The following is a 19,375-nucleotide window of genomic DNA, read 5'->3' on the forward strand; positions in this document are numbered from 1 at the left end:
TCGGGGTGATGTTCAGAACAGTGCGGGCACCGCTTGGAGGCCGGTGTAGCCGGCGACCAGCAGCAGCAACGCCGTGAAGGCGGTCTGCAGCCTGCCGGTGGAGATGCGGCACGCCAGGCGGGCACCGAGGTGACCGCCGATCAGGGCGAAGACCGTCAGGAACCCGACCAGCGCCCAGTCGGGCTGGGCCGCGGCACCGGCCCGGACGAGCAGGGCTGCGACCGAGGTGATGGAGATGACGACCAGGGAGGTGCCGGCGGCCAGCCCGATCGGGAGCGCGAGGGCCAGGACCAGCGCAGGTACGACGAGGAACCCGCCGCCCACGCCGAGGAACCCGGTGAGCAGGCCCACGACGGTCGCGGTCACGAGCACCTTCAGGGCCCTGGGACAGGCGCAGGCGAAGTGGGGGCTGAACGTGATGATCGGGTCGTCCAGCTGGGTCCGGACCGGTGGCACTCCGCCGCCCGCGGCCGCCCGGTGTGCCTTGACCTGACGCGCCACCATCACGAGCGCGACCACCAGCAGCAGCACGGCGAACGAGGCCATCAGCACCGGTCCCGGAACCAGGGCCGACGCCTTCGCGCCGACCGTGGCCCCGCCGATGGCGACCACCCCGAAGGTGACCCCGCGAGCCAGCAACAGGTTGCCGGCTCGCTTCGCGGTGACGGCTCCGATGACCGAGGTCAGGCCGACCACCACCAGGGATCCGGTGGTGGCCTGGCCCGGCGTCTGCCCGAGCAGGTAGACGAGCACCGGAACGGCCAGCACCGATCCGCCGCCGCCGAGCGCGCCGAGGCTGAGCCCGATGAGCAGTCCGGCGACGGCGGCCAGGAGCAGGGCCGGGGTCACGCCGTCTCGGGGCCCACCAGGTGCAGCCCGACCTCCTCGGCGTTCGCGAAGGCGTCGTCGATGGCGACCAGGCGCAGCCCGGCGGCCGAGAGGAAGGACGCGGCGACTGAGGCGCGGTAGCCACCGGCGCAGTGCACCCACACCTCGCCCTCCGGCACCTCGTCCAGGCGCTTGGGGATCTCCTGGAGCGGGATGTTGACCGCGCCCTCGATGCGGGCGGCGGCGTACTCGTCGGCACGGCGCACGTCCAGCACGGTGACCTCGCGGTGGTGCCGGACCTGGGCGAGGTCGGCGAAGCTGGCGGTGGCGAAGGACGCGAGGTCGACTCCGGTGCCCGCGACCCAGTCGGCCGGGGTGCCGGTGGATGCGGCCGCGGGCCGGTCGATGCCGATCCGCACCAGCTCGCGCTGGGCCTGGGCCACCTGCTCGGCGCTCTCGCCGAGCAGGGTCAGCGGCGTACCCCACTCGATCAGCCAGCCCAGGTAGGTCGCGAAGCCACCGTCGATGCCGAAGTTCAGCGAGCCGGGCACGTGCCCTGCCGCGAACACGGTGCGGTTGCGCAGGTCGACGACCCACTCGCCGGCCTCGATGCGGCGGCGCAGCTCTGCGGGCTCGGCCCGGTCGGGCGCGGACAGGTCCGGCTCGGCCGGCCCGGCGGCGTTGGCCGGTCCCATGTGGGCGTAGTAGGCGGGGTAGGCGGTCAGGCCCGCGAGCAGGTCGCGGACGTAGGTCTCCTCGTCCTGGGTCAGCACCGGGTTGGAGGTGCGCTCCTGCCCGATGGTGGAGGCGGACGCGTCGGACTGGGTGGCCGAGCAGAAGGAGCCGAAGCCGTGGGTGGGGAACACCTCGGCCGTGTCCGGCAGGACGTCGGCAAGGCGGTGGGCCGAGGCGTGCTGCGCACGGACCAGGTCGTCGGTGTGCTGCTTGCCCAGCAGGTCGGGACGGCCGGTGGCGCCGAAGAGCAACGAGCCGCCGGTGAACACCCCGATCCGCTGGCCGGAGGAGGCGTCCTCGAGCGCGTAGGACAGGTGGGTGAAGGTGTGGCCCGGGGTGGCGAGCGCGATCACCCGCATCCGGCTGCCCACCTCGATCACCTGCTCGTCGACGATGCCGGTGCGCTCGAAGGAGACCTCGTCGGCGGCGTTGACCAGGTACGTCGCACCGGTACGCCGCGCGAGGGCCAGTCCCCCGGTGACGTAGTCGTTGTGGATGTGCGTCTCGAAGACGTGCGTGAGCCGGACGTCGTGCTCGGTGAGCAGGTCCAGGACGCGGTCGATGTCGCGCTGCGGGTCGATCACGAACGCCACGTCGCCGTCGTGGACCAGGTAGGAGCGGTCACCCAGGGTCGGGGTCTCGATCGCAACGATGGTCAGCTCGTCGGTGGTGCGGTTCATCAGGTCTCCTCCGGGAGGTTCAAGGGCGTCTGGCGGCCCGCCGAGAGAGCCGTTCCTAGATACCCCAGGGGGTATCTGTCAGGATCGACCATAACACCCCCAGGGGTATCCGCGAAGCCACCCGAGCTTCCCGCCGCGGCGTACCCAGGGACTTCGGCGACGGACGACGCCGGCCTGGGAGCGCACGGCGCTGGCCCTGCTCGTGGTGGTCGCCATGACCGCCCTGTCGCCGGCACCGAGGTGGTCTTCGTGCTCCGCACCTGACTCCTCCGGATGATTGCGATCGGCCTCTGCGGGTACCTGTCGAGCCGTCCGTCCCCACGACTCTCGGAGACCACATGAGCGACCAGCGACCTGAGACCACCGACCCGGCCGAGCAGCACACCCAGCCGGACACCGAGGGCGAGCAGCTCCCCGGGCCCGGGTCACCGGGGTCGGTCACCCCGCAGATGGGCGAGGAGCCCGACCACGGCGAGTCGAGCTATCGAGGCACCGGCAAGCTCACCGACCGGGTGGCGGTCATCACCGGCGGTGACTCGGGGATCGGTCGCGCCGTCGCGTTGGCCTTCGCCCGCGAGGGTGCCGATGTCGTCCTGGCCTACCTCGAGGGGGAGAACGAGGACGGCCGGCGTACGGCGGAGCTCGTCGAGGAGGCCGGACGCAAGGCCGTGCTGCTCCCCGGCGACCTCACCACCGAAGAGGCCTGCCGAGCGCTCGTGGACCGTGCGGTCTCCGAGTTCGGTCGCATCGATCTCCTGGTGAACAACGCGGCCTTCCAGATGGTGCAGCCCGGCGGCATCGCCGACATCACCACCGAGCAGTTCGACCGGGTGATGAAGACGAACCTCTACGCGATGTTCTGGCTCTCCAAGATGGCCCTCCCGCACATGCCTCGCGGCGGCGGCATCATCAACACCTCCTCGGTGCAGGCCTCCAGCCCGGGACCACAGCTGCTGGACTACGCGACCACCAAGGCCGGCATCGTGAACTTCACCCGCGGGCTCGCGCCGACCGCCGCCGAGCAGGGCGTCCGGGTCAACGCCGTCGCACCAGGCCCGATCTGGACGCCGCTGATCCCCGCGACGATGCCCGAGGACATGGTGGAGTCCTTCGGCACCGACACCCCCCTGGGCCGTGCCGGACAGCCCGCCGAGGTCGCTCCGGCGTACGTTTTCCTGGCCTCTGCGGAGTCGAGCTACATCACCGGCGAAGTCATCGCAGTGACCGGCGGGATGCCCGTCTCCATCTGAGCGAGCACCAGGACGCCTGCTCAGCAGTCGGCAGGTGGCGGCAGCTCGACTCCGGTCGCGGAGCGTTGCGCCACCATCTGCTCGGCGATGTCGCGGAGCTTGACGTTGGAGTAGGAGGATCGTCGTCGGAGCACGGCGAAGGCGGCCGTCTCGGTCAGCTGATACTGCGCCATCAGCAGTCCCATCGCGATCCCGATGGTCCTGCGTGTGACCAGTGCGCGGTGGAGGTGCTCGATCTGTCGAGAACTGGCCAGCATGCCGGCGATCTGCGCGGCGAGCGCCTTCGCGATCGCGGGTGACGTGTGGGCGACCTCGGCGTGGGTCGTCGAATACAGGTTCAAGGATCCCAGCAGGTTGCCTTCGCGCCACAGCAGCGGTGTCGCGACCTGGGACCTCAACCCGAGACCAGTCGCCGAGGAGACGTAGCGGTCCCAGCGTGCGTCACCTTCGATGTGGGGAGCGACGACCGGAGAAGCGTCCCGAAGGCTGTCGATGCACGGCCCCTCGCTCAGGCCGTACTGGAGACGATCCAGGTCCGCCACCACATCCCCAGCCTGCGCGCAGGTGGCGAGGCTTCCGGCGCCATGGATGACCGTGACGCTCACCTGGTCGAAGTCGGGCAGGAGGCGCCGCACCAGGTCCAGCGTCAGGATCAGTGGCTCCCGCGCGTCGCCGACGGTCGCGTTGCTCGTTGCTCTCGCTGGAGCTTCCTGCAGGAAAACGCTCATGGCTGGACCCCGGGTACTGGTAGCTGTCAGATTCGCTACCGGGTCTGGGGCAGTCAGCACAGTCAACCACAGGAAAGAGCCGAAGTGGAGCCCCAGCCTCGACGTGGACACGGGGCAGCCACCTGGCCGGGCGCTCAGCTCACTGCGGGCGCGTGAGCTCTGGCAGGAGTCCCGGGTCATTTGTGACCGTGTAGGCCACTTTGCTCAGCCGCAGGCCGTGCGTACGGCAGTAGTTGCGCAGCCTGGTGAATGCCTCGTCGGTGGTCCCACCGTGGAGCTGGGCAAGAGCACCCTTGGCCTGCTCCACCACGATGCGGCTGTTCAGGGCGGATTGCAGCTGCTCGGTCAGGAGCTCGCCATGGGCAATGGCGCGTTCCTGCAGGAGCCCGATGGTCGCGATGTCCGCCAGCGCCTGGACCACGCGGACATCAGCCGGCTCCATCGACCCGGTGTCGTCACCGAACATGTTCAACGCCCCGATGACCTGACCCCGTAGTCGCATGGGGAACGCGTGGACTGCCCGGTACCCGGCGGCGACGGCCCACGGTGCGAACGTGGGCCACCTGTCGTGGGCCACCTCGAGGTCGGTGTTGATCACAGGCTCGCCCGTGCGGTAGCAGTCCTGGCACGGCCCTTCTTCGGCCTGGGCCTGGAACAGCTCGAGCATCTTGGTGCGCTCGTCGGAGGCTGCCATCAGCTGGAGTCGTCCGCGGTGGTCCGCGAGCATGAGCCCACAGGCTCGCGCTTCGACCAGGTCAGAGGTGTGTGTTGTCACCAGCTGCAGGAACTCGATCAGATCGAATTCATCGACAAGGGTGTCGGCGACTTCGACGAGCACTAGTGCAAGTCGGTCAGACATTATCGTTGCCATGTGCGGTTGTCCCCTTCAGCTGGGAGCGGTGCCGGACCGGGTGGGCTGGTGGTGGCTTGTCGAGGACAGGCCAAGTTCGTGCTCACTAGTCCGACTCCAGAGTGAGTCTACGGTCGAGAACGTCGCGGGCAACGTCGATGAGGCGCCGCTCGTGGGCGAATGCGAAGGCTCGGAGCCGGGCCAGCGCCTCCTCGGCGCTGACGCCGAGCTGGACCAGCAGCATTCCCTGGGCTTGGTAAACCTCGACGCGGCTGTCATCGAGCTCCTCGACGAAGCCGCCGGGGTCAGACCCTGCTCTGGCGTCGAGGAGCCCTTCCATCACGATCTCGGCGAAGGTCAGAGCCCGCGTGAGCATTCCCGAGGACATGCTCCCCGTGTGGTCGCGATAGACGTCCAGAGCGCCCAGTCGGGCAGCACCGACCTGGAGCGGGAAGGCGAACACTGACCGCACCCCGTGCTGGTGCGCCGCCGGCGCATATCCAGGCCACGTGGTGGTTGCCCTGGCCAGGAGGTCGGGCACGAGGACCGGGCTACGCGATGCGTAGGCGTCGATGCAGGGCCCTTCACCCATGACGAACTGCAGCTCGTCGATCAACAAGCTGGCCGGACTCGAAGCCGCGGCGTTGATCGGTTCCCTCCCGCCGGAGAGAACGCACACGCCGACGCCCATCGCCGACAGTTCGCGACTTGCCGCACGACAGGCACGCTGCATCCATCCGGTGACCCCAGCACTGTCTCCATCGGCCGCGGACTCCTGCGCGATCAGCTCCCGCACCCGCGCCGTTTGATCAGGTGCTGAGGTCATGGCACGACCATGTCGGATCGCCCCATGAGACCGGGACCGACGCCTACGGTGGTCCGCGCAGCCTGGCGGGGCGCCACTACAGCACTTCTGTCGTTCCACATACCGCGCGCTCCCTCAACAGGGCCGCCGGGTCTGGGACGACAAGTGCATTTCCAGCACCATACCCGGTGTGCCTGCTCAGTTGATCTCGCTACGGCGTTCGAGCAGGACGACGTCGCGCCAGGCCCCGTCGAGCTGCGCGATCCGGGTGCGCACGGCGAGGGTGCGGTAGCCGGCCGAGTGGTGTAGCGCCAGGCTGGCGCGGTTCTCGGGGAAGATCGAGGCCTGCAGCGTCCACATCCCGGCCTTGTCCGCCTCGTTGACCTGGGTGAACAGCAGCGCCTTCCCGACACCGCGACCCCGCGCAGCCTCTGTGACGTAGACCGACGTCTCGCCGACTCCGGCGTAGCAGTCGCGTCCCGAGACGGGCATCACCGCGGTCCAGCCGACCACCACGCCCTCGAGCTCAGCGACCCAGGCCATGCCTGGGACCCACTTGGCGCGGAGCTGCTTGGCGGTGGGGACCTTGGTCTCGAACGTCGCGTTGCGGGTGGCCAGGCCTTCCTCGTAGATGGCCAGGACCGCCTGCATGTCTTTGTCGGACACCGGCCGGGTGCTGACGTCGGCGGGCAAGTCCTCGGGGCAGCACGGAGGTGACGCCAAGGTCCCCATCACGACATCGGCAGCGTGCGGCAGACCGGTGCAGCAGGCCGCGTTGACCGACACCATGCTCGAGGTGCCCACCTTGTCGACGACCACGAAGCCGACCTTGCGGAGGTGCTCGACATGGTGGGAGCAGGTGGACTGGCTCACCCCCACGGCCTCGGCAAGGTCGCCGACGCTCATCGCGCCTGCGGGCGAGGTGGCGAGGGCGTGCAGCACCCGGACCCGGGTGGGATCAGCTAGCACCGCGAACCACTCCGCGTAGGTAGCTGCGTCCTGCTTCGTCAGGCTCGGGGCGGGGCGCGCCGGCGATGACATCACGGGGACAGCCTACCTTTGCTCCATCGACTCTGATCGATACTGTAGCGATGCATCGACAGCTGTCGATGGATCTCAGTGTGTGAGGAGAGCTGGCAATGGAGCACCCCGTGGCCATCATCGGAGCCGGTCCGATCGGGCTGGCCGCCGCCGCCAACGCGACCGAGCGCGACCTGGCCTTCGTCGTACTCGAGTCCGGCGACGCCGCCGGTGCCGCCGTCGCCGAGTGGGGTCACGTGCGGCTGTTCTCGGCCTGGCGCGAGCTCATCGACCCCGCGGCCCGTCGACTCCTCGAGGCCAGTGGGTGGGCGGCACCGGACGACGACGCCTACCCCACCGGCGCCGAGTGGCGCGAGCGCTACCTGCTCCCCCTCGCCGACCTCCTCGCCGCTTCTCCCCTGGGCGCCATCCACTACGAGTCGCGTGTCGTCGCAGTGGGCCGGTCCGGTCGCGACCTGCTCGTCGACTCCGGCCGCGAGGCCGACCCGTTCGCCGTCCACGTGCAGACCCCGACCGGGCACGAGCGCCTCCTGGCCAGTGCAGTCGTCGACGCCTCCGGCACCTGGAGCCGGCCGAACCCGCTCGGTGCCGACGGCTACCCGGCCCTGGGCGAGGAGGAGAACGCCGCCGGGATCAGCTACGGCATCCCGGACCTCGATGACCCCGCGGTGGCTGCGCGGTACGCCGGCAAGCACGTCGCCGTCGCCGGGAAGGGCGCCTCGGCCCAGGGCGTCCTGATCGGCTTGACCCGGCTCGCCCAGCAGGACCCTGCGACCCGGGTCTCCTGGCTGCTGCGCCGGGCCGGGGTCGGGGACGCCTTCGGCGGTGGCGACAACGACCAGCTCGCGGAGCGGGGCAAGCTGGGCCAGGACGCCAGGGCTGCCGCCGCCAGCGGTGTGGTCACCAGCGTGACCCGGTTCCGCACCGAGTCCGCGGTCGCGGGCAGCGACGGACGCCTCACGCTCACCTCGGTCGACGGCCAGCAGGTCGACGACGTCGACGAGGTCATCGTCGTGACCGGGTTCCGCCCCGACCTCGACTTCCTCTCCGAGGTGCGACTCGACCTCGACCCGGCACTGGGCGCCCCGCGCGTGCTCGCGGCGCAAATCCACCCCGACCACCACTCCTGCGGTGACGTCCAGCCGCATGGCTTCAAGGAGCTCGCGCAGCCCGAGCGGGATCTCTACCTGGTCGGGATGAAGTCCTACGGCCGGGCGCCGTCCTTCCTGGCCATGACCGGCTACGAGCAGGTGCGGTCTGTCATGGCGGCGCTGGCGGGCGACCTGGAGTCGGCCGAGCGGGTCGAGCTGGTGCTCCCCGAGACCGGTGTGTGCAACGGCGCCGGCGCCTTCGACGCGCCGGACGCCGTCGCCGACGCGGGCGGCTGCTGCGGCGCCCCGGCCGCCTCCCAGCCGCAGCTGGTCACCCTCGGGCGCCCGGGCGAGTGACCCCCGAGCCCCGGTCGGCGGCGCCGGAGACCGGAGCGCTCGACGGCGCCGGCCTGCGGCAGGTGGTCCTGGTCCTCAGCACGGTCCAGATCACGTCGTGGGGCGTCCTCTACTACACCTTCGCCGCGCTCCAGTCCTCCATCACCGAGGACACGGGCTGGTCGAGCGTCGCGGTCACGGGCGCGTTCTCGCTCGCCCAGCTCCTCTCCGGTGGCGTCGGCGTCTGGGTCGGGCGCCACATCGACGGGTTCGGTCCGCGCCGGGTGATGACCGCGGCCTCGTTGCTCGCCGTACCGGGAGTCCTGGCCGTCGCGACGGCACCGAACCTGCTCGTGTTCTACCTCGGCTGGTCGGTCGTCGGGGTGGCGATGGCCGGCACCCTGTACCCACCGGCGTTCGCCGCGCTGACCCGGTGGGGCGGGGAGCGCCGCGTGCGCGCCCTGACGACGCTGACGCTGGTGGCCGGCCTGGCCAGCACCGTGTTCGCGCCGCTGGCCTCCGGGCTCGAGGACTGGCTGGGCTGGCGCGGCGCCTACCTGGTGCTGCTCGCCGCGCTGGCCCTGATCACGGTGCCGCTGCACTGGTGGGGACTCGACCACCCCTGGGGCCGGGCGCACCACGTCGACGCGGACCTCACCCGAGTCCCCGATGGGCGCCGCGACGCGGTGGCCACGGTCATCCGCAGCCGCGCCTACCTCGCCCTGATGCTGGCGAACGCGATGACCGCCCTGGCCGTCTTCGCGGTGGTGATCAACCTGGTGCCGATGCTGGTCGAGCAGGGCATGACCCGGAACCTGGCCGCGGTGGCGTTGGGCCTCGGCGGTGTCGGGCAGGTGCTGGGACGGCTGGGCTACGCCCGCTTCGCCGCCGCCACCTCGGTCACCTCGCGAGGTGTCATCGTGGCCGCCTCGGTCGCGGCGGGCACTGCGGCCCTGGCGCTCGCGCCGGCCTCGGCGAGCCTGCTCATCATCGTGGGGATGGGGCTGGGGCTCGCCCGCGGGATGTACACCCTCGTCCAGGCCACCGCCATCACCGACCGGTGGGGCCCGGCCGCCTACGGCACCCTCAACGGCATCCTGTCCGCGCCCGCCCTGGTCGCCGCCGCTGCGGCACCCTTCGTGGGTGCGGCCCTGGCCCACGTCCTCGGCTCGTACGCCGACGCGTTCCTCGTGCTCGCAGCAGTCGCCGGGCTCGCCGCAGTCCTGATGGCGGTGGCCACGCCATCACCTCCCCCCTCCCGCGTCGATGCCGGCGCCGGGAGTCCCGATCCGCTCGACGAGGGGCCCTTGTGAACCAGGCCATGCACGGAAACCACGAGGCGAACGTCTCCGAGGACCCCGTCCTCCGGCGTCTCTCCACTCTGGACCGCTACCTGCCGCTGTGGATCGGTGTGGCGATGGCCGTCGGGCTGCTGCTCGGTCGTCTCGTCCCCGGCCTGGACGACGCACTCGCGGCGGTCGAGATCGGATCGGTGTCCCTGCCCATCGCCATCGGCCTGCTGATCATGATGTACCCCGTGCTGGCCAAGGTCCGCTACAACGAGCTCGGTCACGTCACCCGCGACGGCCGCATGCTCGGCACCTCGATCTTCTTGAACTGGGTCCTCGGTCCCGCCTTGATGTTCGCCCTCGCCTGGCTGCTGCTCCCCGACCTGCCGGAGTACCGCACCGGCCTGATCATCGTCGGCCTGGCCCGCTGCATCGCGATGGTCCTGATCTGGAACGACCTCGCCTGCGGGGACCGTGAGGCGGCCGCGATCCTGGTCGCGATCAACGCCGTCTTCCAGATCCTCGCCTTCGCCCTGCTCGGCTACTTCTACCTCCAGGTCCTCCCCGGCTGGCTCGGCCTCGAACAGACCCAGCTCGACGTCTCGATCTGGGGCATCGCCAAGTCCGTGCTGGTCTTCCTCGGCATCCCACTCCTGGCCGGATTCCTGACCCGCACCTTCGGAGAGCGCGCCAAGGGCCGGGAGTGGTACGAGTCGAGGTTCCTGCCCAGGATCGGGCCGGCCGCCCTCTACGGCCTGCTGTTCACGATCGTGATCCTCTTCGCGCTCCAGGGCGACACCATCACCAACCAGCCCCTCGACGTTGCCCGGATCGCGTTGCCGCTGCTGGCCTACTTCGCCCTCATGTGGGGCGGATCCATGCTGCTCACCAAGGCGCTCGGGTTCGACTACCAGCGGGCCACCGCCGTCTCGTTCACCGCTGCCGGCAACAACTTCGAGCTCGCCATCGCGGTGGCCATCGGCGTCTTCGGCGTCACCTCCGGACAGGCCCTCGCCGGGGTCGTCGGCCCCCTGATCGAGGTCCCGGCCCTGGTCGCCCTGGTCTACGTCAGCCTGTGGGCTCGGAGGTTCTACCGCGAGCGCTCCACCCCCACCGGCGCCACCACCAGCAACACCGGAGGGACCCGATGAGCCAAGGCACCGCCAGCACCACACCGCAGGTCGTGTTCGCGTGTGTGCGCAACGGCGGACGTTCGGTGATCAGCCGGGTGCTCACCGAGCACTACGCCCAGGGCCGGGTGACCGCACTGTCGGCCGGCACCCAACCAGGCGAGCAGATCCACCCCGAGGTCGCCGAGGTGCTGGAGAAGCTCGGTCTCGACACCTCCACGGAACTGCCCAAGCTGCTGACCCGCGAGACCATCGCGGCGAGCACCATGGCCATCACTCTCGGGTGCGGCGAGGAGTGCCCCTACGTCTCCGGCGTGAAGTACGTCGACTGGCCGGTCGCCGACCCCGGCGGCCAGGACGAGAGCACCGTGCGGGGCATCGTCGCCGACCTCGACGGTCGGGTCCGGGCGCTGCTCCTCGAGCTCGTCCCCGACCTCGAGCTGCCCCCCTCGGTCCTGGAGAGCCGAGTGACCTGACCGGTGTCGCCACGCACGGGGCAAGAGTGGTTGGTATCCCTCCCCGTATCCACTCGCCCAAACGGAGACTCACCAGATGAGCAGCACGCGATGACCGACCGCGCCATCCGGGCGACCACGATCCCAACGACAACACCAAGGAGCCACCCCATGTGTCGAGCGGTCACCTGCCGCACCTGCGGCAAGACCACCTGGGCCGGCTGCGGCCAGCACATCGGCTACGTCAAGGCCAGCGTTCCCGCCGGCCAGTGGTGCCCCGGGCACCCCAAGGCGGAGCGCACAGGCGGCGGTTGGCTGAGTCGACTGCTCCGACGCTGAGCCGCACCTCGGCGCGAGCGGCGTGACGACCACGTGAGCCACCTCGCTAGGCTCCTCCCGGTGTGGGTTGTTCCCAGGCTTCTTCCCAGGGTTCTTTCCATACGCCGGGCCTCTGAGGGCTGGGGACTTTCATCCTGACCTGGGGTTTTGCCGGTGCCGCCCACTGCTGATCGCCCCACATTGGGATAGTGCGGCGCAGAGGTTGGAACGGCAACCATCGATCGCTGGAACGGTCTGGCACTCCTCCGCCCAAACATTGGGGCAGTCGGTGAGGCGCCAACGGGCCCTACGAGACCGCCGCCGGGTTCGTGCTCAACCGGCTCGGCCACCTCGCCGACAAGTCGGCGACGCCGTCGTCGTCGGTGACCACCGGCTGGTGGTCACCGAGGTGGACCGGCTGCGGATCACCAAGCTGGCCGCACGGCCCATGCCGACGCCCCTGGGGGACGACGCACCCCGCTGACACTCGGCCAGCGGGACGCGAGCTCTCAGCCGGTCGCGGTCATCGGGTGGGAGTCCCGGTCCGCGGCGCCCGGAGCCTGCCGCGGCCATCGCGGGAGGCGGCGCGGAGAGCGAGGGCCGCCAGGGCGAGCCCGAGGAGGATCATGACGAGGCCCGTCACCGCGAGCGCGACGACGACCGCCGCGACGATCGGGAGCTCGGCTCCGACCGCGACGTCGCCCCGGACCACGGGGCTGGCGTCAGTGTTCATGAGCACGTAGCTCCACTCGCCGTCGGCCGGCTCCCAGTCGACGCGCAGCCGTCCTCCGCCAGAGTCCTGGGCCGTCCAGAAGTCCTGATCGCCAGGGGCCGCGACGCTGTCCGAGCCTGCCTGCGTCCGGTAGACCGGCCGTCCGTCCTCCCAGTCGGTCACGGTGACGTGGTCGACCCCGGCCAGGTAGTCCTCGACGTCGCGGGTGCGGGCGAGCCCGAGAAAGAGCTCGGCTCCAGAATCCGGTTCGACGGTGACCCGGACCTTGCCGATGAGCGCGTCCGGCAGGAAGTCTCCGGGTTCTTCGCTGTGCAGGTCCACGCTGGTCGAGGTGATCGCGCTGGTCCGGGTGGACACCTCCGTGCGCTCGCTCATGAGGAAGCCGTCCCGGTCCTGGGCTCCGACGTTGACCAGGCCGAGCGCCGCCCCGATGAGCGCGCACGTGAGCCCGATGGTCACGAGCACTGAGCCGACCGTCAACGCCACCGCGCGAGCGGCGGTCCAGCCTGTCGCCGCCGGCGGCGGCCTCGGCGTCACCGGGTCGCGCCCACCTTGGTCCAGCGCGAAGGGCGGGTACCGGTCGGTCATCAGGGTCGCGTAGCCCACGACCCGGAAGACCCACCGGTTGAGCCCGATCACCAGGTCGAACAGCCGTTCGGGGTAACGCCCGGCGAAGAGCAGGTAGCCCGCCGCCACCAGCACCAGCACCCCGATCAGCCCCGGGCCCCAGGACGAGGCGAAGTTGTCGTCGGCGGCGGCGTACCCCGCTCCGCCGAGGAGGGCGCCGAGGACGAGGTACTGCGGGATGGCCAGCAGCCACCACTTGACCAGGACGAGCCCGCGGGACAGGTGCTCGGGATAGTCCACGTCGAGATGGGCGGGATAGTCGGCCACGTCGTGCAGCGAGAAGGGCGGGTAGCGGTCGGTGCCCAGGGCGCCGTAGGCGTAGAAGCTGACCCGCCACGACCAGCGCAGCACCCCGACGTTGAAGTCGAACATCGCCCGTGGGTACCGCCCAGCGAACAGGATCGCGAAGAAGGCGAGGACGGTCGTGACCATGAACGCGATCCCCAGGAAGAACAGCACCACGTAGTGCGGGATCGCGAGCAGCCACTTCACCAGCCAGAGGCCCCGCGAGGTCTGCGGGTCGAGCTCGGCGTCGACGTGTACGGGGTACGACGCGCTCCCCGGCGCAGTGATTGCAGCCGACATCGGGTCCTCCTCCTGAGTCGCACCGTCGTGCGCGGGCCGGCAGGGACGACCTCAAATCAAGGTTAGAACTCGGCCCAAGGCACGCATCTGCCGCTGAACCGACGTCTCGAGGGCCGTTTTGGTCCGGAGAACCTGAAGAGTTCGACCCTCACTGAGGATGTCCGTTATGCTCAGGTTTGTGCGCCGACGGCCGATGTCACTCTGTATGAGCCACCCGAGTGACCTGACCCCGCCGTGTGCGGGTGTCGGCCACGCGAGGTGCTTGGTGAGTGCGGAAACGAGGCGGCAGCAGCGTCGCGGCCTTCTGGCCGCGGCAGCCTTGGTCCTGAGCGTCCTGCTCGGCGTCGGTGTTCCGGGCATCGCAACACCACAGGCGGCAGTTGCGGCGAGCCACCCGGCCAAGAAGGTGACTGTGAAGAAGGCCGCAGTCAAGAAGGTCGCAGTCAAGAAGGCTGCGACGAAGAAGGCTGTGGCGAAGAAGGCCGCGAAGAAGAAGGCGGCTGCGGCGAAGAAGGCCGCAAAGAAGAAGGCCGCTGCCGCGAAGAAGGCCGCCAAGAAGGCCGCAAAGAAGAAGGCCGCTGCCGCGAAGGCGGCGAAGAAGAAGGCTGCTGCCGCGAAGGCTGCTGCCGCAAAGGCTGCGGCGGCGAAGAAGAAGGCCGCCACCGCAAAGGCTGCGGCGGTGAGGGCTGCGGCCGCACGCCCGGAGGGCTGGGTGCGGCGTACGGTGACCACCACCCGCGGCCAGGACTCGATCGGCATCCAGTGGCCGGCGCGAGCCCGCGCCACCGGGTACACGGTGACCTGGTCCCCCACGACCGCGACGATCCCCTCCAGCCCGAGTGCGTGCGTCAACCCGTGCAAGAGCCGCTGGACCAAAGCGACCGCCATGACGCTGTCCTCGGTGGACCTGTCGACCCCCGGCAACCTCGTGTCGTCTGCGTCGGGCAACAGCGTCCACCTGAAGGTCTTCTCCCACAACGGAGCCGAGTTCAACTCGACGGGCATCACCTACCCGTGGGACTCGTGGGTGACCCCCGAACGGACGGAGACTGTCGACTGGGTCCTGTCCCCCAGTGCCCAGATGCCCGCTCCCCTGCCCCCTGTGCAGGGCCTCGACGTCGCCGTCACCTCGTTCAACGTCCTGGCGGCCTCCTCCGGCGGGCCCTCGTGGGCAGATCGCGCACCCAAGGTCGTTGACCAGATCAACGCGACCGGCGCCTCGGTCGTGGCCACCCAGGAGAACTCGAACTCCCCGACCGGAGTCGCCTCCGGGGGCGGGCAGTACGCCGACCTCGCCGCCCGCCTTGCCCCCCACGGGTGGGTTCTCGCCGATGACCGGGACTGGGACCGTGAGCTCGGGCTGCCGCGGTCACGGTCGACGCAGGCAACGCGAACCTTCTACAAGGCCGCCGAGTGGGACCAGGTCGCGCGCGGTGCGCTGCTGACCCACGTGCCTGTCAGCGGGCAGACCGAAGGGGTCAACGTGGACCGCTGGGTCTCGTGGGTCAAGCTCCGGTCGACCACCGACCTCGCTGTGGAGATGTGCGTGCTGAATGCGCACCTGATCTCGAACATGGACTCGAACGCACGCACGTGGGCTGAGCACCGCAATGCCGAGATCGCGCAGGTGCGTTCGGAGCTGAACAACGCCGGGAGCACGGTTCAGCGGGTCGGTGTGCGGGTCGGTGCGGCGTGCTCGGGGACGCCGACGGTGTTCGCCGGAGACTTCAACTCCGCGCAAGGTCACGCGCCGTACGGCAACCAGCCGCAGGCGACGATGATCGGCGACGGGTTCGTCGACACCAAGAACGCGGGGGTCCGCTACAACACGCGCATGTCCGGCACCGGCGCACTCGACGCATGGCACGAGGCCTGGGGAACGCAGATCGACTACGTGCTCACCAAGGGCATGGGTGGCGCGAAGAGCTTCAAGGTCGACGCCGCTCCCCCGGGCTCCACCGGGTCTGACCACTACCCCGTCACCGCGCGCATCAGCGTCCCCGCGACCTAGGTCGCCGTCTCGCTCCCGGGTCCTCGGCACCCGTTTGCATCCACCACGAGGTCCTGCTCGAAACCCCAGGATCACCACAGCAAACGGGGCCGGCAGCACCCGAAGGTGCTACCGGCCCCGCCCTCGCTACCGATCAGCGGCGGACGCGCACCACCTTGCGGGTGGTGGACGGCTTGACCGCCGCGTTGCCGGCGTAGCTGACCACGAGGGTCTTCTTTCCGACCTTGCGCAGCTTGGTCAGGGTCAGCACGATCCGGCCGTTGGCGCCGACCGTCCCGCGGCCGACCACCTTGGCGCCGGAGCGGACCACCACCTGGCCGGTGACGCGCGCGCTGGCGGTGACCGTGATCGTCACTCGGGCACGCTTCTTCCGCGTGATCCGCTTGGGAGCCACCTTGGTCACGGCGACCCTGGAGGCGACCTTGACCACCGGCGCCGCCGTGACCTGCACGGGCACCGCCGTCGAGGAGCCACCCGCGGTGACGTCGTCGCCCGAGTACGTCGCCACGACCCGGACGGACCCGGGCTTGGTGAACGGACGCACCGGGCCGGTGGCCGTGCCGTCGGCGCCGAGCGGCAGGGTGCCGATCGTGTCGCCGCCGGCGGTCAGCTTGACCGTGCCCGATGGCGCGAGCTTGAAGTCGTTGACCGAGGTCACCTTGACCGTGGCCGTCGTCTTCTGCCCCTGCTTGACGCTGGTCGGCGACAGGCCCAGCTTCACGGTCGGCTTGGCCGCCTTCGGCGACCACGACGGGTCCGCGATCCACTTCCGGTAGCGCCGGTCCCCGGCCTTGGTCGGGTCGTAGCCGGCCTCGACGTTGTCGGCTGGGTCCACGGCGTACCAGTAGATCGGGGTGCCCTTGGCCACGCGCAGGCGCTTGCCACCTTCACGGTCGCCACCGGACTCCCAGCGGGTGGCCTTGCCCTTCGTCGGAGCGGACCCATCGAGCGTGTAGTAGATCTCGGCGGCCTCGCTCGAGGTGAACTTGAAGTCCACCTGCTCGGGGTCGCTGGTCTCCATGAACTCGATCGCCGTGGTCGGCGCCTTGGCGTCCAGGTCCTGGTCACGGGCGACGCGGAGCAGCTCGATCAGGCCGTTGGCGTACTCGAGCGCCTCCTGGTGCGCGCCCGGACCGGTCTTTGTGAGCGACTCGAACGGAGGCTGGAAGGTGCGGCCCACCTCGAAGTTCCAGCCGTAGAGACCGTACTTGTACCAGGCGAGGTCACCGGAGTTGCCGGCTGCCGAGTAGAGCACGTCGATGATCGGTCCCGTGCGGGCCGGGGTCACCGTCATGCCGCGCTCGCGCTTGATGGCGGTGAGGATCCGGCTCGACGCCTGCCAGAAGTACGCCTCCTCACCGACGCTCGGGCGGGGAGCCGTCTCGCGGCCCGCGTCCTTGTACGCGCCGGGCGCCCACATGAAGTAGTCACCCGACGAGTGCATGTTCATCGAGTAGCGCATGTTGGGCTTCGCCATCATCCAGTCGACGTTGCGCGCCTCCGGCTCGGACAGCTCGGCCGGCCCGGCATAGGTGTCGCTGGTGCAGTTCGTCGCCGACGCACCCGAGTAGCCGTCGTGCGCGCTGTACTCGGTGAAGTTGCGGTTCAGGTCGACGCCCCAGCTGTTGCGGCCGGTGGCGTCGTAGACGCCGCCCTTGGCGCAGTGCCGGGTCATGTTGCGGCGCTGCGAGGCGTAGTCGAAGAACGAGTAGTGACCGCCGTCGGGATTGACCGACGGGGCGATCCAGATCTCCAGGTTGTCGACCAGCTCCCGGGTGGGCGCGTGCGTCGCGTAGTTGCGCAGCAGGCGCTCCGCAGCCTCCAGCGTGACCAGCGGCGGAACCCACTCGCGGGCGTGCTCCTGGGCGTAGGCCAGGACGCCCGGCTTGGAGCCGTCACGGGTCTTGCCGATCTTCAGCGCGTAGACCGGGTGCGGGTCACGGGAGACCCAGGCCGGCGCGTTGAGGTTGTCGCTGAGCCGGACGACCGGCGTCGCGCGCACGATGCCGGTGCCCGTCTCGCTGCGGTAGGGGTAGGCGTCGACCAGCGCGGCCGCAGCGGGGGTGGCCAGCAGCGCGGCGATGACCTCCGCGGAGGTGCTGGTGATCGCGCCGGTCGCGGCGGTCGCGGCGGTGACGGTGATCGCGGTGCCCGTGACGCTCACCGCCAGCGGCGCGTTCGCGACGCCGGGGTCGACGATCTGGGCGGTGATGTCGTTGCCGCCCTCGTGGCCCCAGGCCAGCGACTCGAGGCCGACTCGCGCGCTGTTCGGGACGGCGGCGACCGGCACCAGCCGACCGGTGACCGTGGTCCCGCCGTTGCGGATCCGGGTGGCGTCCATCAGGGAGATGCCGACCGTTGGGATCGTCAGCGGGCCTCCGGTCGTCGGAGTGGCCGAGCCGCTCGGGGCGGACGCCAGTCCGGAGGTGGCGTTGACGAGCGCGACGGCGACGGCGCCGGCGTTCTGCGCGTTCAGCACCTTGTCGGCCAGGGTGCACTCGCCGCGGTCGATCACCGCGATCGCACCGCTCACGCCGGTCATCGCGCCGCAGCCCATGCTGGGCGTCGCGGCGGGCCAGGCCGAGTTCGCCACCGCGCTGACCCGTCGCACGGGAACCGGCGTCGGCGTCGTGGCGGAGGTCGGCGCAAGCGCGCCCCAGGCGCCGCTGCTCGCGGCCGCGTAGGGCAGGTCGACATCCTTGCCGGAGATGCTGGCGGTCAGCCGGTTGGTCGGCTCCAGCATCGCCTGCGCCTTGCGCCGGTAGCCCTGCGACGCGTTGGGCAGGGTCACGACCTCGGCGAGGCGGGGGTACGACGCGGCCAGCTGCTGGACGCGCTGGTAGAGCTCGGTGGGCACGAGGTACTTGCTGACGAAGTCCTCCTGGTAGCCGGCGCCCTTGAAGGGGTCCTTCTCGGAGCCGGTCGGCAGCCAGTCGGAGACCTTCGCGATCGCCACGTCGCCGCTCGGGCTGGTGATCTGGATCCGGTCGGGACGGATCGACTCCCCGCGCACGTCGACGTTCACGTTGGTCGCGCCGAGGTGGTAGAGGTAGACGCCCGCGTCGACGAAGCGGGCGATGTTCTGCGTCCCGCCGGAGCCCATCGGCGTCCCGGGGCCGCTGTCGCGCTGCACCACGAGCGGGCTGTTGGACGTGGCACCTTCGGCCCACTTGGCCTCGACCGAGAGCACGCCGTCGCCAAAGCTCGTGTAGTAGTCGGCGCGGATGATCCGCACGTCGGAGGAGTCCACCGGCGTGGAGCCCGCGAGCGAGCGGACACCGGAGAGCTTGCCGCGCTTGAGCGCGGCGTTGGCCGCATGGTCGGCGGCGAGAGTGTCCTCGCGCACGGCGAGGGCCGCGGCCGAGTCGTCGGCGGAGTAGAGGGTGCCGCCGACGTCGTACCCGCCGGCCTTCAGTGCCTCGATCTCGCTGTCGGTGACGACGGCGCGGACGGTCAGGCCGTCCTGGCCCTGCTCGACGCCGTGCTCCAGGTCGACGCCGGTCGCGACCAGGCGGTCCAGCTCGGCGGTGTCGGCGAGACGCACCTCGACGACCATCGCCTCCTCGTCGGGGAGCCGCTCGAGCACGACATCGGGGTCGGCGGGCGCGGCCGTGCTGGACGGCGCACCGGCGAACGAGAGGGTGCCGAGCACGAGGGCCGCCGAAGCGGCGAGGGCAAGCCCGCGCCTCCTCTGGCCGTGCCGTCGGTGGGGTAGGGACATGGTTCTCCTTCACGTGGGGAAACTTCGCGCGCACCACTACGCGCCGACGGCCGAGGGGTCGGTTCGTGAAGGAGCAGTGGCCCAGCGAGTGTCCGGGGTAGAGAAAACCAATCAGGTCCGCTGAGCCGCGTCAGCGGAATCACCGAATGTTTTCTCATTTCG

Annotated in this window: 15 protein-coding genes; 7 read left to right on the forward strand and 8 right to left on the reverse strand. The window is 70.3% G+C overall.

What is annotated here, in order from left to right:
- Positions 1–12: 12 nt before the first annotated feature.
- Positions 13–849, reverse strand: a complete 837-nt coding sequence (locus AC4BGC_RS15505) for a sulfite exporter TauE/SafE family protein (RefSeq protein WP_490556534.1) — start codon at positions 847–849, stop codon at positions 13–15.
- Positions 846–2,243 (reverse strand): rhodanese-like domain-containing protein, encoded by a 1,398-nt coding sequence (locus AC4BGC_RS15510; protein WP_490556535.1) that lies wholly within the window; start codon positions 2,241–2,243, stop codon positions 846–848. The genes AC4BGC_RS15505 and AC4BGC_RS15510 overlap by 4 nt, the downstream gene beginning before the upstream one ends.
- Before the next feature lie 338 nt (positions 2,244–2,581).
- On the opposite strand from AC4BGC_RS15510, the gene AC4BGC_RS15515 reads away from it, so the two are divergent.
- A complete protein-coding gene (locus AC4BGC_RS15515; RefSeq protein ID WP_490556536.1) occupies positions 2,582–3,493 on the forward strand; it encodes an SDR family oxidoreductase in 912 nt (303 codons plus the stop codon).
- A gap of 20 nt (positions 3,494–3,513) precedes the next feature.
- Here the strand turns inward: AC4BGC_RS15515 and AC4BGC_RS15520 are convergent, their stop codons facing one another.
- From AC4BGC_RS15520 to AC4BGC_RS15535, 4 genes are all read right to left on the reverse strand, one after another.
- Positions 3,514–4,221, reverse strand: coding sequence for a GAF and ANTAR domain-containing protein (locus AC4BGC_RS15520; RefSeq protein WP_490547526.1), 708 nt, complete (start codon positions 4,219–4,221; stop codon positions 3,514–3,516).
- A gap of 139 nt (positions 4,222–4,360) precedes the next feature.
- Positions 4,361–5,092 (reverse strand): GAF and ANTAR domain-containing protein, encoded by a 732-nt coding sequence (locus AC4BGC_RS15525; RefSeq protein WP_490556537.1) that lies wholly within the window; start codon positions 5,090–5,092, stop codon positions 4,361–4,363.
- An 85-nt stretch (positions 5,093–5,177) separates the two neighbouring features.
- Positions 5,178–5,897 (reverse strand): GAF and ANTAR domain-containing protein, encoded by a 720-nt coding sequence (locus AC4BGC_RS15530; RefSeq protein ID WP_490547524.1) that lies wholly within the window; start codon positions 5,895–5,897, stop codon positions 5,178–5,180.
- Between the two features lie 177 nt (positions 5,898–6,074).
- Positions 6,075–6,917: a helix-turn-helix domain-containing GNAT family N-acetyltransferase gene (locus tag AC4BGC_RS15535; protein ID WP_490548444.1), complete on the reverse strand. Its 843-nt coding sequence runs from the start codon at positions 6,915–6,917 to the stop codon at positions 6,075–6,077.
- Between the two features lie 98 nt (positions 6,918–7,015).
- On the opposite strand from AC4BGC_RS15535, the gene AC4BGC_RS15540 reads away from it, so the two are divergent.
- The 5 genes from AC4BGC_RS15540 to AC4BGC_RS15560 all read left to right on the forward strand — a co-directional run bounded on the left by AC4BGC_RS15540 (position 7,016) and on the right by AC4BGC_RS15560 (position 11,557).
- Positions 7,016–8,365 carry an NAD(P)-binding protein gene (locus AC4BGC_RS15540; protein WP_490556538.1) on the forward strand — a complete coding sequence of 450 codons (1,350 nt, stop codon included), beginning with the start codon at positions 7,016–7,018 and terminating at the stop codon, positions 8,363–8,365.
- Positions 8,362–9,657, forward strand: a complete 1,296-nt coding sequence (locus tag AC4BGC_RS15545) for an MFS transporter (RefSeq protein ID WP_490556539.1) — start codon at positions 8,362–8,364, stop codon at positions 9,655–9,657. The genes AC4BGC_RS15540 and AC4BGC_RS15545 overlap by 4 nt, the downstream gene beginning before the upstream one ends.
- A gap of 8 nt (positions 9,658–9,665) precedes the next feature.
- The gene (gene arsB, locus AC4BGC_RS15550; protein WP_490557195.1) at positions 9,666–10,784 is read left to right on the forward strand and encodes an ACR3 family arsenite efflux transporter; all 1,119 of its coding nucleotides are present in this window, start codon (positions 9,666–9,668) and stop codon (positions 10,782–10,784) included.
- Positions 10,781–11,239: an arsenate-mycothiol transferase ArsC gene (locus tag AC4BGC_RS15555; RefSeq protein ID WP_490556540.1), complete on the forward strand. Its 459-nt coding sequence runs from the start codon at positions 10,781–10,783 to the stop codon at positions 11,237–11,239. The genes arsB and AC4BGC_RS15555 overlap by 4 nt, the downstream gene beginning before the upstream one ends.
- A 150-nt stretch (positions 11,240–11,389) precedes the next feature.
- Positions 11,390–11,557, forward strand: a complete 168-nt coding sequence (locus AC4BGC_RS15560; protein WP_490556541.1) for a DUF8730 family Cys-rich protein — start codon at positions 11,390–11,392, stop codon at positions 11,555–11,557.
- A 502-nt stretch (positions 11,558–12,059) separates the two neighbouring features.
- Here the strand turns inward: AC4BGC_RS15560 and AC4BGC_RS15565 are convergent.
- Complete coding sequence (locus AC4BGC_RS15565; RefSeq protein ID WP_490556542.1) at positions 12,060–13,481, reverse strand: DUF4389 domain-containing protein; 1,422 nt, start codon at positions 13,479–13,481, stop codon at positions 12,060–12,062.
- Between the two features lie 412 nt (positions 13,482–13,893).
- Here AC4BGC_RS15565 and AC4BGC_RS15570 point away from each other — a divergent pair, with 412 nt between their 5' ends.
- Entirely contained in the window at positions 13,894–15,492 is a 1,599-nt protein-coding gene (locus tag AC4BGC_RS15570) for an endonuclease/exonuclease/phosphatase family protein (protein WP_490556543.1), read from the forward strand.
- Positions 15,493–15,625: 133 nt separating this feature from the next.
- Here the strand turns inward: AC4BGC_RS15570 and AC4BGC_RS15575 are convergent, their stop codons facing one another.
- Positions 15,626–19,213, reverse strand: a complete 3,588-nt coding sequence (locus AC4BGC_RS15575) for a M14 family zinc carboxypeptidase (protein ID WP_490556544.1) — start codon at positions 19,211–19,213, stop codon at positions 15,626–15,628.
- Positions 19,214–19,375 lie beyond the last annotated feature (162 nt).

It is taken from the genome of Nocardioides sp. Z38_18, from assembly GCF_058215695.1.

Coding starts and splice junctions, on each gene's coding strand:
- AC4BGC_RS15535 (WP_490548444.1), bottom strand. CDS start 6,917: ATGTCATCGCCGGCGCGCCCCGCCCCGAGCCTGACGAAGCAGGACGCA.
- AC4BGC_RS15540 (WP_490556538.1), top strand. CDS start 7,016: ATGGAGCACCCCGTGGCCATCATCGGAGCCGGTCCGATCGGGCTGGCC.
- arsB (WP_490557195.1), top strand. CDS start 9,666: ATGCACGGAAACCACGAGGCGAACGTCTCCGAGGACCCCGTCCTCCGG.
- AC4BGC_RS15515 (WP_490556536.1), top strand. CDS start 2,582: ATGAGCGACCAGCGACCTGAGACCACCGACCCGGCCGAGCAGCACACC.
- AC4BGC_RS15560 (WP_490556541.1), top strand. CDS start 11,390: ATGTGTCGAGCGGTCACCTGCCGCACCTGCGGCAAGACCACCTGGGCC.
- AC4BGC_RS15520 (WP_490547526.1), bottom strand. CDS start 4,221: ATGAGCGTTTTCCTGCAGGAAGCTCCAGCGAGAGCAACGAGCAACGCG.
- AC4BGC_RS15555 (WP_490556540.1), top strand. CDS start 10,781: ATGAGCCAAGGCACCGCCAGCACCACACCGCAGGTCGTGTTCGCGTGT.
- AC4BGC_RS15575 (WP_490556544.1), bottom strand. CDS start 19,213: ATGTCCCTACCCCACCGACGGCACGGCCAGAGGAGGCGCGGGCTTGCC.
- AC4BGC_RS15510 (WP_490556535.1), bottom strand. CDS start 2,243: ATGAACCGCACCACCGACGAGCTGACCATCGTTGCGATCGAGACCCCG.
- AC4BGC_RS15525 (WP_490556537.1), bottom strand. CDS start 5,092: ATGGCAACGATAATGTCTGACCGACTTGCACTAGTGCTCGTCGAAGTC.
- AC4BGC_RS15565 (WP_490556542.1), bottom strand. CDS start 13,481: ATGTCGGCTGCAATCACTGCGCCGGGGAGCGCGTCGTACCCCGTACAC.
- AC4BGC_RS15530 (WP_490547524.1), bottom strand. CDS start 5,897: ATGACCTCAGCACCTGATCAAACGGCGCGGGTGCGGGAGCTGATCGCG.